Below are 16,176 nucleotides of genomic sequence, written 5' to 3'. Positions count from 1 at the left end.
TTACTTGCTGAGTGCGCGCATCGCGGTTTCGAGGCCCGCGAGCGTGAGCGGATACATGCGATGGCCTAGCACGTCGCGAATGATCGAGACGGACTGGCGATACTCCCATAGCCGCTCGGGCTCGGGGTTCAGCCATGCATGATGGGGGAACTGGTCGGCGAGGCGGCGCAGCCATACGGCGCCGGCTTCCGGGTTGTTGTATTCGACCGAGCCGCCAGGCTGCAGCACTTCGTATGGGCTCATCGTTGCATCGCCGACGAAGATCAGCTTGTAGTCGGGCGTGAACTTGTGCAGCACGTCCCACGTCGCGGTGCGTTCCGAGTGGCGGCGGCGGTTGTTCTTCCACAGGTGGTCGTACACGCAGTTGTGGAAGTAGAAGAACTCCAGGTGCTTGAATTCGGCCTTCGCGGCGGAGAACAGCTCTTCGGTGCGCTTGATGTGATCATCCATCGAGCCGCCGACGTCGAGCAGCATCAGCACCTTCACGTTGTTGTGGCGCTCGGGCACCATCCGCAGGTCGAGCCAGCCCGCGTTCGCGGCGGTGCTGCGGATCGTGCCGGGCAGGTCGAGCTCCTCGGCGGCGCCTTCGCGCGCGAAGCGGCGCAGCCGCCGCAGCGCGACCTTGATGTTGCGCGTGCCGATCTCGACGGAATCGTCGTAGTCGCGATACGCGCGTGCTTCCCACACCTTCACCGCGGTGCGGTTGCCGTTCGACGGGCCGCCGATGCGCACGCCTTCCGGGTTGTAGCCGCCGTGCCCGAACGGCGACGTGCCGCCGGTGCCGATCCACTTGTTGCCGCCTTCGTGGCGCTCCTTCTGCTCGTCGAGCAGTGCCTTCAGGCGCTCCATCAGCTTGTCGAGGCCGCCCATCGCCTCGATCTGCGCCTTTTCCTCGGGCGACAGCTCGCGCTCGAGGCGCTTCTCGAGCCAGTCGAGCGGAATGTCGAACGCTTCGGACGGCAGCGCGGACACGCCGTGGAAATACGCGCCGAACGCCTGGTCGAACTTGTCGAAGTACTGCTCGTCCTTGACGAGCGTCATCCGCGCGAGGAAGTAGAACGCGTCGATCGACGGCGAGATCAGCCCGGCCTTCAGCGATTCGAGCAGCGTCAGGTATTCCTTCACCGAGACGGGCAGCTTGGCTGCGCGCAGCGCGTAGAAGAAATTGAGCAGCATGGCCGGGCCTTCGCGGGTGAGAGAGGATTACCGGTTGTGCCGGTTCATGTAGACGAGCCGTTCGAGCAGGCTCAGGTCCTGCTCGTTCTTCAGCAGCGCGCCCGCGAGCGGCGGGACGATCTGCTTCGCATCCACGCCGCGCAGCTGGTCGGCCGGGATGTTCTCCGCGAGCAGCAGCTTCAGCCAGTCGAGCAGCTCGGACGTCGACGGCTTCTTCTTCAGGCCCGACACGCCGCGCAATTCGAAGAAGCTCTCGAGCGCCGCGCGCAGCAGCTCCTCGCGGATGTCCGGGAAATGGACCGCGACGATCTTCTGCATCGTCGCCGGGTCGGGAAACTGGATGTAGTGGAAGAAGCAGCGGCGCAGGAACGCGTCGGGCAGCTCCTTCTCGTTGTTCGACGTGATGATGACGAGCGGGCGGTGCTTCGCGCGGACCGTTTCCCGTGTTTCATACACGTGGAATTCCATCCGGTCGAGCTCGCGCAGCAGGTCGTTCGGGAATTCGATGTCGGCCTTGTCGATCTCGTCGATCAGCAGCACGCTCGGGTGCTCGGCATCGAACGCCTGCCACAGCACGCCCTTGACGATGTAGTTCGAGATGTCCTTCACGCGCTCGTCGCCGAGCTGCGAATCGCGCAGCCGCGACACGGCGTCGTATTCGTACAGGCCCTGCTGCGCCTTCGTGGTCGACTTGATGTGCCATTGCAGCAGCGGCATGTCGAGCGCGGCGGCCACTTCCTCGGCGAGCATGGTCTTGCCGGTGCCGGGCTCGCCCTTGATCAGCAGCGGGCGTTGCAGCGTCAGCGCGGCATTGACCGCGAGCTTCAGATCGTCGGTGGCGACGTAGTGCGAGGACCCTTCGAAACGCATGGCGGCGCTCTTCTCAATCGGGGAAAAAAACCCAGTATAAGTCAGAAGGGCTGTCCGGTTGGGCCACGCCCGCGTATCGTTGCGGGGCTGTGGCGGGGAGAACCGGGGTGCCTTGTGGACGCGTTCCCCGCCGACGCGGTACAATCTGGCCGTTTTTTTTGGCCTGCGTGGCGACCTGATAAGCATAACGGCGCGGGCCGTTGCCGCTTCGGCGCCAGTTTCCCCTCAAGCTAGGTTACAAGAGCTATGAACAAATTCGTCGGCAAACACGTCGTTGTCGCAGCGCTCGTGGCGCTCGCGGGCAGCGCGCAGGCGGCCGGTGTGGTCGGCAACCCGAAGGACGGGGCGAGCAAGGCCGCCATGTGCATCGGTTGCCACGGCATCCAGGACTACCGCGCGGCGTACCCGGAGGTCTACCGGGTGCCTGTCCTCGGCGGCCAGAACCAGCAATATCTCGAGAACGCGCTGAAGGCCTATCGCAAGAAGGATCGTCACTTCCCGTCGATGAATGCGATCGCCGGTTCGCTGACGGACCAGGACATCGCGGATCTGGCGGCGTACTACGCCGTCCAGAAGGCCGACACGAAGGACAATCCCTACAAGTAAAGCGCGCGCCGCCGATCTGACCGGCGGGACAGGAGCATTCATGAACAACGCATTCAAGACGGCGGCGGTTGCACTGGCGGCCGGCCTCGCGATCGGTACCGCGCACGCGGCGGACATCACGAAGGGCAAGGAACTGGTCGAATCGCACAACTGCGCCGCCTGCCACGGCGCGCAGATGAACAAGCCGATCAACGCCGAATATCCGCGCCTCGCCGGCCAGCACGCCGACTACCTCGTGTGGGCGATGCGCCAGTACCAGATGGGCCTGACGAATCCGCTGCTCGGTCGCAACAACGCGATCATGCAGGCGCAGGTGCAGAGCCTGTCGGTCAGCGACATGAAGGACATCGCGGCCTACATCGAGTCGCTGAAAGAAACCGATCTCGTGTTCAAGAAGTAAGCGCGACGGGCCCGACGGGCTCGCGCAGCAAAAATACCCCGCCGAGGCGGGGTATTTTTTTGTCCGCGCGCCGGCGCCCAAGGGCCGGCGCCGCGGCGCTCAATCGCGCGATGCGCGACGCAGGATGCGCTGCAGGTACGCGTCGGTATCGGGCGGCGTGTTCGTGCGCTGGGCTTCCCAGATCGTCTCGCCGAGGCATTCCATGATCACGTGCTGCGCGTCGTGGGTCGAGTCGAGCTTGGCCGCGAGCTTGTCGTGCGCGGCGCGGATGCCGGGCGGCTGGTCGATCGACAACTGCTCGCTGATCGCGAGATGCATCGACAGGTGCAGGAACGGGTTCGTGCGGCCTTCCTCGGGCGTGTACTCGCGCGCGGTCGCGCCATCGGCGTCGGCGAGTTCGTCGTGGTATTCGGGATGCTCGACGATCCAGTCGGCTGCGATCGCTTCCAGCGGCGTCAGGATCTCGCCGGCGCGCTGCTTGCGCCAGGTCTCGGTGAAAAAGCGACGCACTTCGTCGCGGCTTGGATTGAACATGGTGGGGAAACGTCGTGATTCGGACGGCGTGATGCCGCGTCGCGCATTGTACGCCGGGTCGGCGGACGGCGCTGGCGGCGGGCGGGAGCGGGTTGCGCGGCGGCCCGCCGGGCGAGCAGATGCGCAGCCGCACGGCGGCCGGTTGCCCGAACCCTGAGCCTACAACCGGGAACGGGTAAGCGCGGGCTAGGCTCGCCGCCGCCGCGCCGTTACACTCCGACGATTTCCGGCGCCACGCCGATCGTCCCCGTTCCATCATGACCGCCACCACCCACACGTCGTCCGCCGCCCTGCAGGGCACGCTCTATGTCGCGCTGTCCGCCGCCGCGTTCGGCGCGATGGCGATCTTCGGCCGCTACGCGTATGCGGCCGGCGTCGACGTGCTCGGGCTGTTGATCGTACGCTTCGCGATCGGCGGCGCGGTGCTCGCCGCAATCGCACGGCATCGCCGTGTCGCGTGGCCGCGCGGGCGCGCGCTCGCGCCGCTCGTGGCGATGGGCGCGCTCGGCTACGTCGGGCAGTCGTTCTGCTATTTCAGCGCGCTGCAGCACGCGCAGGCGAGCCTCGTCGCGCTGCTGCTGTACCTGTATCCGGCCTTCGTCACGCTGCTGGCCGCGTGGTGGCTCGGCGAGCGCCTCACGCGCGCGAAGGCCGTCGCGCTCGTGCTGTGCGTCGCGGGTTCGGCGCTGATGGTCGGCGGCGGGCATGGCGAGCCGCTCGGGATCGCGCTCGCGCTGGCCGCCGCGGTGATCTATTCGCTGTACATCGTCGGCGGCACGAAGGCGACGCGCGGCGTCGATCCGCTCGCGACCACCGCGATCATCTGCCTGTCGGCAACCGCGACGCTCGTGGCGATCGCCGTCGTGCGGACCGCCGCGTTCGGCGCGCCGCCGCGCTGGCCCGCGACGGCCGGCGGCTGGGCGTCGATGCTCGCGATCGCGCTGGTGTCGACGGTGGCGGCGATGCTCGCGTTCTTTGCCGGGCTCGAACGGCTCGGGGCCGCGCGCACGTCGATGCTGTCGACGCTCGAACCGGTCGTGACGGTCGCGCTTGCGGCGCTGCTGTTCGGCGAAGCGCTGTCGCCGCTGCAGTGGGCGGGCGGCGTCGCGATTCTGGCTGCCGTACTGGCGCTGGTACGCGCGGGCGGCGCGGCGGCAGACGACGCGACGGCGACGTCCAACGCGTAGTCGGGAAGGGGAAAACGGGGCGATGGCGCGGGTGGCGACGCGCTATTGTGGCTGCGGCTGCGGTTAGACGGCCGACCAACGGCGGGCGCGGCGTGCATCGTGCGCCCGGCCGCCCGGCCGCCCGGCCGCGGTGGCGCGTCACTCGTTCGGCGGGGGCGTCTTCGGCCGGAATTCGCACAGCGGTTCGATTGCGCAGTGCCAGCATTCGGGCCTGCGGGCCTTGCACACGTAGCGCCCGTGCAGGATCAGCCAGTGATGCGCATCCTGCAGGAATTCCTTCGGCGTGAACTTCTCGAGCGCGGCCTCGACGGCGCGCACGTCCTTGCCCGGCGCGAGCCCGGTGCGGTTCGCGACGCGGAAGATATGCGTGTCGACCGCGATCGTCGGCTGGCCGAACGCAGTGTTCAGCACGACGTTCGCGGTCTTGCGGCCCACACCCGGCAGCCCTTCGAGCGCTTCGCGATCGGCCGGCACCTCGCCGTCGTAGCGGTCCAGCAGGATCCGGCACGTCGCGACCACGTTCTTCGCCTTGGTCCGGTACAGGCCGATCGTTTTGATGTACTCGGTGACGCCTTCTTCGCCGAGTGCGACGATTTGCCGCGGGGTGTTCGCGACCGGAAACATCTTCCGCATTGCCTTGTTGACCGACACGTCGGTCGCCTGCGCGGACAGCATCACGGCGATCAGCAACTCGAACGGCGTCGAGTATTCGAGCTCGGTGGTCGGATGCGGATTGAGGCTCTGCAGCGTTTCGTAGATCGCGCGTCGTTTGCTGGCGTTCATGGAGCGTTCTGGTCGGGCGGTGCGGGCGGGCCGTCGTTGCCTGCGTCGTTCTCTTCGTCGTTGCCGCTCGCGGCGGCCGCCTCGGCGTCGCGTTGGGCCTGCTGTTCGGCGAGCCGCTTGCGGCGTGCCTCGGCCGCGTCGATCTGCGCCTGGACGGCCGCGCTCACGCCTTCGGTGTTTTTCGGCCCGGCGCCTTGCCCGGACAGCTCTTCCTTCTTCTTGCGCGCCCGTTCGAGCGCGGCGGCGATGATCGCGCGCTTCTTCGCTTCGGCGTCGTCCGCAGGTGCGGCGGCCGGTGCGGAGGATGGCGTTTCCGCTTGTGCCGCAGCCGGTTTCGCGGCACTGGCCGCGCGGCGTGCGGCCGCGCGCGCTTCGGCGGCCTCGCGTTCGCGGCGCTGGCGCGCGAGCCGCAGGTCATGGTGCTCGCGTGCGGCGTCGGCCTGCTCCTGCGACCACGCGTCCCAGCCGGTGCGTTCGCCGGTCACCGGCAGCATCGCGATACAGTCGACCGGGCAGGGCGGCACGCACAGATCGCAACCGGTGCACTGCGACTCGATGATCGTGTGCATCTGCTTCGGCGCGCCGACGATCGCGTCGACCGGGCACGCCTGCATGCACAGCGTGCAGCCGATGCACAGGTTTTCGTCGATGAAGGCGACCGCGCGCGGATGCTCGCTGCCGTTGACGGGGTTCAGCGGAATCACCGGTTTGCCGAGCAGGCTCGACAGGCGCACGATGCCTTCGGCGCCGCCGGGCGGGCACTGGTTGTAGTTCGCGTCGCCGGCGGCGATCGCCTCGGCGTACGGGCGACAGCCGTTATAGCCGCACTTCGTGCATTGCGTCTGGGGAAGCAGATCTTCGATGCGATCTGCGAGTGTTTTGGAATCGGTCACGGTGACAACGGGCGCAGCGGCGCCGAATGGCTCTCGGCCGCGTCGGGCGCGGCCGGAAAGGTTTGCCAAAGCTCGATTATCGCCGATTTCCCGCATTGCGCTGGACGCCGTCTGTGCGCATAATCGAACCGCTTTTTTGCAGGGGCTCAGCAGGAGGGCGGCCGCCCGCGGCGCGCCCGTTCCAGGGCGGCCGGCGCCAAGGCGGTGGGGGTGCCGGTCCGGATCAAGCGGCTCACATAGCAAAACGCCACCATGAATCAGCCAAAAATCAAAAGAGATCCTGAAGGTACGCGCCGCCGCATCCTGATGGCGGCAGCCGAAGAGTTCGCGAGTGGAGGGCTGTTCGGCGCGCGCGTCGACCAGATCGCGCGCCGGGCCGAAACCAACGAGCGCATGCTCTATTACTATTTCGGCAGCAAGGAACAGCTGTTCACGGCGGTGCTCGAACACGCGTTCTCCGCGTTGACCGAGGTCGAGCGCGAGCTCGATCTCGACGGCGTCGCGCCGGTCGAAGCCGTCACGCGGCTCGCGCATTTCGTTTGGGACTACTACCGCGACCATCCGGAACTGCTCAGGCTCATTAACAACGAGAACCTGCACGAAGCGCGCTACCTGCACAAGTCGACGCGGATCCGCGAGATGATGTCGCCGATCGTCGCGAAGCTCGGCAACGTGCTGACGCGCGGCCAGAAGGCCGGGCTGTTCCGCACCGACGTCGATCCGCTGCGCTTCTACGTGACGCTGTCGGGGCTCGGCTACTACATCGTGTCGAACCGCTTCACGCTCGCCGCGACACTCGGCCGCGATTTCACCGACGCCGACGAGCGCGCGGAGATGGTCCGGATGAACACCGAGGTGCTGCTCGCGTATCTGCTGCGGCGCTGATGCGCTGACCGCGCCGAAGCGGGCGCCCGATGTAAAAACGCCGCCGTGCGCAGGCAACGGCGGCGTTTTTTCGTCGGAACGCGGTGCGTCAGGCGGCCTTGCGCGTGCGCACGGCTTTTGCGCGCGGGCTGGCGGCGGCGCGTTTCGCGGCCGGTGCGGCCTTGGCGGGGGCGGCGGCCTTCGCCGGCGCCTTCGCGCGCTTCGCTGTCGTGGCGCGCGTCGTTTCGGCCGGTGCGTCGGCGGCCGGCACGGCGGAGAGCGTCTTGGTGGCCGGCGCTTCCGGGACATCCTTCGTCGCACCGTGCTTCGGCTCCGGTGCATGCTCGCGGATGAAATCGCGCAGCTGCGGATAGATGATCGTGCGCCAGCGGCGGCCCGAGAAAATCCCGTAGTGACCGCACTTCTCGGCGGTCAGGCTGCGGCGCTGGTCCTGCGGGATGCCCGTGCACAGCTCGTGCGCGACGTGCGTCTGGCCGCTGCCCGAGATGTCGTCGAGTTCGCCCTCGATCGTCATCAGCGCGGTGTGCTGGATGTCCTGCGGGCGCACGCGCTCGCCTTCGACATCCCACGTGCCTTCCGCCAGGCGGAATTCCTGGAACACGACGCGGATCGTCTCGAGGTAATACTCGGCGGCCATGTCGAGCACCGCGTTGTATTCGTCATAGAAGCGGCGGTGCGCTTCGGCGTCGTCCTCGTCGCCGCGCAGCAGGCTCTGGTAGAAATCCCAGTGCGATTGCGCGTGCCGCTCCGGGTTCATCGCGACGAAGCCCGTGTGCTGCAGGAAGCCCGGATACACCTGGCGGCCTTCGCCCGGATAGTTCGCGGGCACCGTGTGGATCACGTTGTTCTCGAACCACGCGGTCGAGTGCTGCGTCGCGAGCGAATTCACCGACGTCGGGCTGCGGCGCGCGTCGATCGGGCCGCCCATCATCGTCATCGTGAGCGGCGTGTCCTCGCCGCGGCTCGCCATCAGCGAGATCGCCGCGAGCACCGGCACCGTCGGCTGGCATACCGAGATCACGTGCAGGTTGCGCGCACCGATATGGCGGATGAATTCCTGGATGTACGCGATGTAGTCGTGCAGGTGGAACGGGCCGGTCTCGACCGGCACCATCCGCGCGTCGATCCAGTCGGTGATGTAGACCTTGTGATCCTGCAGCAGCGTGCGCACGGTGTCGCGCAGCAGCGTCGAGTGGTGGCCCGACAGCGGCGCGCAGACCAGCACGACCGGCTCGTCCTTCAGCTGCGTGACGGCATCGGCATCGTCCGAATAGCGCTTGAAGCGCAGCAGCCGGCAGAACGGCTTCTCGATGATCGTCTGCTCGACGATCGGGATGTTGTGGCCGTCCTTGACGATCTGATGAAGGTTGAATTCGGGCTTCTCGTAATCCTTGCCGAGCCGGTACATCAGTTCGTACGCGGCGGCCATCCGCGGCGCACCGGGCATCAGCGAGAACGGACTGGACGGGTTGGCGAACGACTTGGAAGCGGCCTGGGCCCAGGCCGTGAGCGGGCTCAGCATGGCCCGCTGGAATTCGTGCAGTTGGTAAAGCATGCAGACTACTCCCGCGTGGGGGACGGTGCGCAAGGGCGGCGTGGGGCGTCGCGGCGTGCCGTGTGGGTCAGCGACCGGCCATGTTGCATTGCAGCCGGACAATCGCGTCGATCATATCGGACAACGATGGGTGGTGCAATGCAACATTTCCCCGATTTTTCATCAAAGTTTTGCGATTTGACGTTCTCTGACCTAGCCGCTCGCGCCCCCGTTCAGCGCCCCGTCGCCACGGCCGGCGCGGGCTGGCCGGCGGCGCGCGCCATCGCGTCCTCGTGGTGCATCAGGTTCATCGCGGTATGCACGAGCGCCACGTGCGAGAACGCCTGCGGGAAGTTGCCGACGAGCCGCCCGTCCACCGGATCGTACTCCTCCGCGAGCAGCCCGAGGTCGTTCGACAGCGCGAGCAGCCGGCTGAACAGGCGATGCGCGTCGTCGATCCGGCCAAGCAGCGCATAGTTGTCGACCAGCCAGAAGCTGCATGCGAGAAACGTGCCTTCGCCGGGCGGCAGGCCGTCGTCGTAGTCGGTCGTGCGGTAGCGCATCACGAGCCCGTCGTGCAGCAATTCCCGCTCGATCGCCTCGACCGTGCCGACGATGCGCGGATCTTCCGGCGGCAGGAAGCCGAGCAGCGGCATCAGCAGCACGCTGGCGTCGAGCTCGTCGCTGCCGTAGCTCTGTGCAAACGCCTGTTTGCTTTCATGCCACGCGTTGGTGCACACGTCGGCATGGATCTGGTCGCGCAGCGCGCGCCAGCGGTCGAGCGAGCCGGGCAGCCGGAACATTTCCGCCGACTTGATCGCGCGGTCGAACGCGACCCACGCCATCACCTTCGAGAACGTGAAATGGCGGCGGCCGCCGCGCGTTTCCCAGATGCCTTCGTCGGGTTCCTGCCAGATCTTCTCGAGATGGTCGAGCAGCGCGCACTGCACGGACCAGACCGTGTCGTCGGCCTGCAGGCCGCCCACCCGCGCGAGGTGCAGCGCGGCCATCACCTCGCCGAACACGTCGAGCTGGAGCTGGTTCGCGGCGCCGTTGCCGATGCGCACCGGCTGCGAGTCCTGGTAGCCGGGCAGCCAGTCGAGCTCCATTTCCGGCAGCCGGCGTTCGCCGGCGATCCCGTACATGATCTGGATCTGCTCGGGCGAGCCGGCCATCACGCGGCCCAGCCACGTGCGCCACGCGCGCGCCTCGTCGTAGTAGCCGCCGCGCATCAGCGCGAGCAGCGTGATCGTCGCGTCGCGCAGCCAGCAGTAGCGGTAGTCCCAGTTGCGGTTGCCGCCGATCTTCTCGGGCAGCGACGTGGTCGGCGCGGCGACGATGCCGCCGGTCGGCTCGTATGCGAGCGCCTTCAGCGTGATCAGCGAGCGGCGCACGGCGGCCGCGTAGCGGCCCTGCACCTGGCAGCGGCCCGACCATTCGAGCCAGTAGTTCTCGGTGCGCGCGAGCATCGACAGCGGATCGCGCGCGGGCGGCAGCCGCAGGTGCGATGCCGCATAGCTGAGCGAGAACGGCACGCGTTCGTCCGCGCTCACCGTGAATTCCGCGAGCGTATGAAGATTTTGGCCGGTGAGCGGCACCGGCGTGCGCAGCACGACGGTGTCGGGGCCCGCGATCGCCTTCATGCCGTCCTCGCGGGTCAACTGCGTGACCCAAGGGATCGAGAAGCCGTAGTCGAAGCGCAACACGAGCTCCATGCGCATCTTCATCGTGCCGTGGCGGCCGACCACGATCCGCACCAGTTCGGACCAGCCGTTGCCGGGCGGCATGAAGTCGACCACGGTGACGGCGCCGTCGGCGCTTTCGTAGTCGGTTTCGAGAATCAGCGTGTCGCCGCGATAGCGGCGCGTCGTGTGCGTGATCGCGGCGTCGGCGGCCGGCGCGAGCAGCCAGCGGCCGTGCTCGGGGGTGCCGAGTAGCGCCGCGAAACAGGCGCCCGAATCGAAGCGGGGCCAGCACAGCCAGTCGACGGAGCCGTCTTTAGCGATCAGCGCGGCGGTGTGGCCGTCGCCGACGAGGGCGTAGTCTTCGATCAGGGCAGGCATGGGCAGGCGATCCTTGGGTATTCGAGTTCACAATGCGGACGGCGCCGGCCAAGGCTTCACGCGCTGGCACCGCGCCCCGTATACTCGGCCGGGCGGCGGAGCGCATGAACGGCCGGCGTTTCGTCCTATCTCAACACTTGAAGCGACTCGATGCAAGGAGGATTCAATGCCCAACCGTTTACGCGAGCGTGACGCACGCGCTTCGACACGAGGGTTCCCGCTTAGGCTCGCTCACTGGATGAAAGGTTTCGCGATCGTGCTCTCCCTTTCCGCGACCCACGCATTTGCGCAGCAATCGCCCGCCCCGGCCGACGGCGTCTACAACCTGCTCGTCGGCACCTATACGGGGGGCGGCAGCGACGGCATCTATGTTTACCGCTTCGATACGAAAACCGGCAGCGTCGCGCCCGTGTCGTCGGCGAAGACCGTGAATCCGTCGTACCTGTTGCCAAGCCGCGACGGTCGCACCGTCTACGCGGTCAACGAACTGCCCGGCGACGACGGGCCGGCGACGACGCGCGGCGGCATCAGCGCATTCCGCTTCGACGCGAAGACGGGCGCGCTGAGCTTCATCGACCGCGTGTCGGCGGAAGGGAACGATCCTTGCTATCTCGCGCTGTCGCCCGACGGCAAGTACCTCGTGACCGCCAACTACTCGGTCGCGAAGGATCCGGGCGGCAGCTTCGCGGTGTTTCCGCTGCGCGACGACGGCGCGGTCGGCCAGGCCGCGCTGACCGTGCACCATGAAGGCACGGGGCCCGTGAAGGGCCGCCAGGACGGTGCGCACGTGCATTCGACGGTGTTTTCGCCGGACGGCCGTTACCTGTTCGTGCAGGATCTCGGCGCGGACAAGATCTACGGCTACCGCTACACGGTGGACGGCAGCCGCGGGCTGATCAGCCCGACCGACACGCGCTACACGCCGGTGAAGGCGGGCTCGGGCCCGCGTCACATGGTGTTCGGCGCCGACGGCCGGTACGCGTACGTGACGAGCGAGCTCAACGCGTCGGTCGAGGTGTTCGGCTACCACGACGGCAAGCTGACGCCGGTCGAGACCGTGCCGATGACCGTGCCGGGCTTCAAGGGCAAGGTCGGCGGCGGCGCGATCCACCTGTCGCCGGACGGCCGTTTCCTGTACGTGAGCAACCGCGGCGACGCGAACGACCTGGTGATCTACGCGGTGAACCAGGCCGACGGCCGGTTGAAGCAGGTCGGCCGCCAGTCGAGCCTCGGCAAGACGCCGCGCGAGTTCCTGATCGATCCGACCGGCAAGTGGCTGATCGTCGGCAACCAGGACAGCGACACGTTCTACGTGTTCAGCCGCAATGTCGAAACGGGGCAGCTCGGCCCGAATCCGCAGAAGGTGGCGGTCGGCAAGCCGGTCGACTTCAAGCTGGTGCCGGCGCTGTAAATGAAAAAGGGCGCTGCCGATGCAGCGCCCTTCGTTTTTCGGGGCGGCCGGTTTCCCGGCGCGCCCGTATCGGTTGACGGCGGCCGCCCGGCCGCCGCGTTCAGTCGGCCGCGGCCGGCACGAGCACCTCGCGGCTGCCGTTGATGCCCATCGCCGACACGAGCCCGGCCGCCTCCATCTGCTCGACGAGGCGCGCGGCGCGGTTGTAGCCGATGCGCAACTGCCGCTGCACCGACGAGATCGACGCGCGCCGCGTGCGCACGACGAACGCGACGGCTTCGTCGTACAGCGGATCGGCTTCCGCGTCGGGCGCATCGCCGAACAGGTCCTGCGTCGTGCCGTCGGCGGCCGGGCCGTCGAGGATCCCTTCCTCGTACTGCGGCTCGCCGAACTGCTTCAGGTACTCGACGACACGGTGCACTTCTTCGTCCGCGACGAACGCGCCGTGCACGCGCTGCGGGTAACCGGTGCCCGGTGGCAGGAACAGCATGTCGCCCATCCCGAGCAGCGATTCGGCGCCCATCTGGTCGAGAATCGTGCGCGAGTCGATCTTCGATGACACCTGGAACGCGACGCGCGTCGGGATGTTCGCCTTGATCAGGCCCGTGATCACGTCGACGGACGGACGCTGCGTCGCGAGGATCAGGTGGATGCCGGCCGCACGCGCCTTCTGCGCGAGGCGGGCGATCAGTTCCTCGATCTTCTTGCCGGCGACCATCATCAGGTCGGCCAGCTCGTCGATCACGACGACGATCAGCGGCAGCGTCGACAGCGGCTCCGGATCCTCGGGCGTCAGCGAGAACGGGTTGCCGATCTTCTTTTCCTTCGCTTCCGCGTCGCGGATCTTCTGGTTGAAGCCCGCGAGGTTGCGCACGCCGACGGCCGACATCAGCCGATAGCGTTTTTCCATCTCGCCGACGCACCAGTTCAGTGCGTTCGCCGCGAGCTTCATGTCGGTGACGACCGGCGCGAGCAGGTGCGGGATCCCTTCGTAGACCGACAGCTCCAGCATCTTCGGGTCGATCATGATCAGCCGCACGTCCTCGGGTGTCGCCTTGTACAGCAGCGACAGGATCATCGCGTTGATCGCGACCGACTTGCCCGAGCCTGTCGTACCCGCGACGAGCATGTGCGGCGCCTTCGCGAGATCGGTGACGACCGGGTGGCCGGTGATGTCCTTGCCCATCGCGATCGTCAGTTGCGACGCCGAGTGCTGGTACTGGCGCGACTCGAGGATTTCCGACAGGCGGATCATCTGGCGCTTTGCGTTCGGCAGTTCGAGGCCCATGCAGGTCTTGCCGGGAATCGTTTCGACGACGCGGATCGACGTGAGGCCGAGGCCGCGCGACAGGTCCTTCATCAGCCCGACGATCTGGCTGCCGCGCACGCCGAGCGCGGGTTCGATCTCGAAGCGCGTGATCACGGGGCCGGCGGACGCGCCGACCACCGTCACCGGCACCTTGAATTCCTGCAGCCGCTGTTCGATCACCTGCGCTGTTTGCGCGAGGTGTTCGTCGGTGATCGTTTCGATGTCGCCGGACGCGGACGCGGGCTCGAGCAGGTCGAGCGTCGGCAGTTCGACGCTGAACGACGCGGGTGCGTGGAATTCGAATGCGTTCGGGCGCGGCTGCCGCGCGGGGGTGTCGGGGGCCGGGGAGCCGGCTGCGGCAGGTGCGGCCGGTTCGGTTGCCGGGGCAGTGGGGATCGCCGGTACGGTCGTGACTGCCGCCGGTGCGGACAGGCTCGCGCCGGGGATCGTTGCTGCGGGTTGCGGCGGTGCCACGGGTGATGCGGCTGACGGTGCCGCAGAGACATTCGACACGGGCCAGCTTGCCGGCGACGAGGCTGGGGTGGCCGGGGGGGCGAACGTCGTGGCTTCGATGGCCGCAGGTGCGGAAGCGATCGACGGAGCCAGCGCCGCGGTGGTTGCGCCGAAGGACGTCAGCGAGCCGGCCGGAGCGACGGGCGAGCCGGAGATCGGTTGCGCGGGATGCGCCGCGGCGGCGGTGATCGGGGCGGCTGCGCCGGAGGACGTTGCCGTCGTGGCGGCAGGGGCCGGCGGCACGGGCAGGCCTGCGGCCGGCTGCGATGCGATTGTGCCGGAGGGGGCGAAAGTGCCGAACGTCGTACCGGTCGACGAGGCTGATGGGGTGGTCGGATGCGTCGGGGCAGGCGCGGCGGACGGAGCAGCGACCGAGCCGGACACGATATTCACAGGCGTCGTGGTAGCGATCGCCGGCGCGCTCGAACCGGATGCCGAGGCCGTCGGGCTGGCCGTCGACGGTGTCACGGCGGGCGCAACGGGCGCAACGGGCGCAACGGGCGATGCGGGTGTTGATGCGCGGGGGAACGAACCGTAAGTCGTGTCCGCAACGGTCGATGCCGACGTGGCTGGCTGCGAAATCGAGGTCGACGTAGCGCCGGTCACGCCGATCGGAGATGCCGGCGCGACGGATGCAGCGTTCGATGTCGAAGCGGCGGGCTGCGAAAGCGGAGCCGACGTGGCGCCGGTCATGCCGACGGTGGATGCCGGTGCGACGGATTCGGCGTTCGATGCCGACGTGGCCGGCAGCGAAATCGAGGCCGACGTAGCGCCGGTCACGCCGATCGGGGATGCCGACGCGACGGATGCAGCGTTCGATGTCGAAGCGAGCGGCTGCGAAAGCGAGGTCGACGCAGTGCCGGTTATGTCGATCGGAGATGCCGACGGAACGGCTGCAACGGTCGACGCAGCCGGTCGAGCCAGCGAACCGGATGCCGTGTTGATCACACCCTCTGACGAGGCGGTAACGGCGACAGGCGCAATGCCCGAGGCGGATGCAGGCGCTTGCACGGTCGAACCGCGCGCGGCGCCGACGAGCGGCGACGCAGTGCTTGCCGAAGTCGTTTGCGCGGCGGCAAACGGTTGAGCGGCGACCGGCGATTTCGGCAACTCCGCGGTGACAGGCGTATTCGTCGTGGCCGGTTGCGCCGTCGAAGGCGTCCACGTCCATGCTGTCGCCGGTGCCGCAGGTTCCATCGTGTCTGGCTTGGCGGCTCCCGATGCGGCCGGTGCCGGTGCCGCCGCCGCAAACGGCCTGCTTTCGGCACTTGCGCGCGGCGTCGTTTCGGCGGTCGGCGAAGAGGGGAGGGCCGCGAACGGCGCGATGTTCCCGGCGGGCTTCACGTCGGCGATGCCCTGCGGCACGCTGGCCGATGCCGTGCGATCGATTGCAGGAGCCGGTTGTGCGGCGTACTTGTCGTCGACATCGATGGGTGCCGGCGGGTTGCTCGCGGCGAGGTCGTGAACCGCCTCGCTCCTCGGTTGCGCGAAGGCGGCATGGGCCGGTTCCGATCCCGTCACATCGGTCGATGACTCGGCGACCGGGTTCCAGGCGGATGCGTCGAACGCGGGAACCGGTTGGCTGGCGAGGTCCTCCCACGGCGCGAGGTCGATGGGCGCGTCGAACGCCGGCGCGGGCGAGATGCCCGATGCCGGTGCGGCAGCGGCATCGTCGGTGTGCCGGATCTCGTCATTGGCGTGATGCGGGAACGCGGCATCGTCGATGCCGGTATTCGACAACGCAGGCGGTGCGGCGGCGTCGAGCGTCACGGCGCCCGTATCGGCGACCGGTGCATGAACAGCGGGGGCTGTCGGATTGAACGCGTCGAGCACGATCGGTGCGTTGTCGTCGTACACCGGCGCCGGATCGCCGGTGAGCGGCGCACTGGCGTCATGCGCCCCGAGGCCGTGGGCCGCGGAGGCGATCCCGGTCGGCACGGCCGCTGCGGCGGGCGCTGCAATGCCGGCTGCTGCCGCGGCCACACCGGCCACGGTTGCCGCTGCCGCCGCCG

General features: G+C 68.0%; 13 protein-coding genes. 5 read left to right on the top strand and 8 right to left on the bottom strand.

The features are described 5' to 3' along the window. Both F3J15_RS13065 and F3J15_RS13060 read right to left on the bottom strand, forming a co-directional pair. Positions 1-1,176, bottom strand: coding sequence for a VWA domain-containing protein (locus F3J15_RS13065; RefSeq protein ID WP_089484372.1), 1,176 nt, complete (start codon positions 1,174-1,176; stop codon positions 1-3). A gap of 27 nt (positions 1,177-1,203) precedes the next feature. Next, positions 1,204-2,046, bottom strand: a complete 843-nt coding sequence (locus F3J15_RS13060) for a MoxR family ATPase (protein ID WP_011352794.1) — start codon at positions 2,044-2,046, stop codon at positions 1,204-1,206. A gap of 246 nt (positions 2,047-2,292) precedes the next feature. Between F3J15_RS13060 and F3J15_RS13055 the strand changes: the two genes are divergently transcribed. Continuing rightward, positions 2,293-2,652, top strand: coding sequence for a c-type cytochrome (locus F3J15_RS13055; protein WP_011352793.1), 360 nt, complete (start codon positions 2,293-2,295; stop codon positions 2,650-2,652). Positions 2,653-2,692: 40 nt separating this feature from the next. Then, the gene (locus F3J15_RS13050; protein ID WP_027786804.1) at positions 2,693-3,052 is read left to right on the top strand and encodes a cytochrome c; all 360 of its coding nucleotides are present in this window, start codon (positions 2,693-2,695) and stop codon (positions 3,050-3,052) included. A 99-nt stretch (positions 3,053-3,151) separates the two neighbouring features. Here the strand turns inward: F3J15_RS13050 and F3J15_RS13045 are convergent, their stop codons facing one another. Then, the gene (locus tag F3J15_RS13045) at positions 3,152-3,586 is read right to left on the bottom strand and encodes a DUF1841 family protein (RefSeq protein ID WP_069248534.1); all 435 of its coding nucleotides are present in this window, start codon (positions 3,584-3,586) and stop codon (positions 3,152-3,154) included. 257 nt (positions 3,587-3,843) lie between these two features. Between F3J15_RS13045 and F3J15_RS13040 the strand changes: the two genes are divergently transcribed. Continuing rightward, entirely contained in the window at positions 3,844-4,773 is a 930-nt protein-coding gene (locus tag F3J15_RS13040) for a DMT family transporter (protein ID WP_089484371.1), read from the top strand. A gap of 138 nt (positions 4,774-4,911) precedes the next feature. Here F3J15_RS13040 and nth read toward each other — a convergent pair whose 3' ends face one another. Both nth and rsxB read right to left on the bottom strand, forming a co-directional pair. Next, the gene (nth, locus tag F3J15_RS13035; protein ID WP_069248532.1) at positions 4,912-5,556 is read right to left on the bottom strand and encodes an endonuclease III; all 645 of its coding nucleotides are present in this window, start codon (positions 5,554-5,556) and stop codon (positions 4,912-4,914) included. Next, complete coding sequence (gene rsxB / locus F3J15_RS13030) at positions 5,553-6,545, bottom strand: electron transport complex subunit RsxB (RefSeq protein WP_166891609.1); 993 nt, start codon at positions 6,543-6,545, stop codon at positions 5,553-5,555. The genes nth and rsxB overlap by 4 nt, the downstream gene beginning before the upstream one ends. A gap of 156 nt (positions 6,546-6,701) precedes the next feature. On the opposite strand from rsxB, the gene F3J15_RS13025 reads away from it, so the two are divergent. Then, on the top strand, positions 6,702-7,334 hold the full coding sequence (locus F3J15_RS13025) for a TetR family transcriptional regulator (protein WP_069248530.1): 633 nt from the start codon (positions 6,702-6,704) through the stop codon (positions 7,332-7,334). A gap of 88 nt (positions 7,335-7,422) precedes the next feature. On the opposite strand, the gene phaZ is transcribed toward F3J15_RS13025, so the two are convergent. Together phaZ and F3J15_RS13015 are read right to left on the bottom strand one after the other, a co-directional pair. Continuing rightward, complete coding sequence (gene phaZ / locus F3J15_RS13020; RefSeq protein ID WP_089484369.1) at positions 7,423-8,889, bottom strand: polyhydroxyalkanoate depolymerase; 1,467 nt, start codon at positions 8,887-8,889, stop codon at positions 7,423-7,425. Positions 8,890-9,101: 212 nt separating this feature from the next. Next, entirely contained in the window at positions 9,102-10,931 is a 1,830-nt protein-coding gene (locus tag F3J15_RS13015) for a glycoside hydrolase family 15 protein (RefSeq protein ID WP_166891516.1), read from the bottom strand. Between the two features lie 166 nt (positions 10,932-11,097). On the opposite strand from F3J15_RS13015, the gene F3J15_RS13005 reads away from it, so the two are divergent. Continuing rightward, positions 11,098-12,342, top strand: a complete 1,245-nt coding sequence (locus F3J15_RS13005) for a lactonase family protein (protein WP_205190797.1) — start codon at positions 11,098-11,100, stop codon at positions 12,340-12,342. A gap of 100 nt (positions 12,343-12,442) precedes the next feature. On the opposite strand, the gene F3J15_RS13000 is transcribed toward F3J15_RS13005, so the two are convergent. Further along, a partial coding sequence (locus F3J15_RS13000; protein ID WP_205190796.1) for a DNA translocase FtsK occupies positions 12,443-16,176 on the bottom strand: 3,734 nt, incomplete at its 5' end.

This window comes from Burkholderia sp. Ap-955, assembly GCF_011753045.1.
Taxonomy (GTDB): Bacteria; Pseudomonadota; Gammaproteobacteria; order Burkholderiales; family Burkholderiaceae; genus Burkholderia; species Burkholderia lata_D.
This window is presented reverse-complemented; position numbering and strand designations above follow the sequence as displayed.

Coding starts and splice junctions, on each gene's coding strand:
- F3J15_RS13065 (WP_089484372.1), bottom strand. CDS start 1,176: ATGCTGCTCAATTTCTTCTACGCGCTGCGCGCAGCCAAGCTGCCCGTC.
- F3J15_RS13060 (WP_011352794.1), bottom strand. CDS start 2,046: ATGCGTTTCGAAGGGTCCTCGCACTACGTCGCCACCGACGATCTGAAG.
- F3J15_RS13055 (WP_011352793.1), top strand. CDS start 2,293: ATGAACAAATTCGTCGGCAAACACGTCGTTGTCGCAGCGCTCGTGGCG.
- F3J15_RS13050 (WP_027786804.1), top strand. CDS start 2,693: ATGAACAACGCATTCAAGACGGCGGCGGTTGCACTGGCGGCCGGCCTC.
- F3J15_RS13045 (WP_069248534.1), bottom strand. CDS start 3,586: ATGTTCAATCCAAGCCGCGACGAAGTGCGTCGCTTTTTCACCGAGACC.
- F3J15_RS13040 (WP_089484371.1), top strand. CDS start 3,844: ATGACCGCCACCACCCACACGTCGTCCGCCGCCCTGCAGGGCACGCTC.
- nth (WP_069248532.1), bottom strand. CDS start 5,556: ATGAACGCCAGCAAACGACGCGCGATCTACGAAACGCTGCAGAGCCTC.
- rsxB (WP_166891609.1), bottom strand. CDS start 6,545: ATGCGGGAAATCGGCGATAATCGAGCTTTGGCAAACCTTTCCGGCCGC.
- F3J15_RS13025 (WP_069248530.1), top strand. CDS start 6,702: ATGAATCAGCCAAAAATCAAAAGAGATCCTGAAGGTACGCGCCGCCGC.
- phaZ (WP_089484369.1), bottom strand. CDS start 8,889: ATGCTTTACCAACTGCACGAATTCCAGCGGGCCATGCTGAGCCCGCTC.
- F3J15_RS13015 (WP_166891516.1), bottom strand. CDS start 10,931: ATGCCTGCCCTGATCGAAGACTACGCCCTCGTCGGCGACGGCCACACC.
- F3J15_RS13005 (WP_205190797.1), top strand. CDS start 11,098: ATGCCCAACCGTTTACGCGAGCGTGACGCACGCGCTTCGACACGAGGG.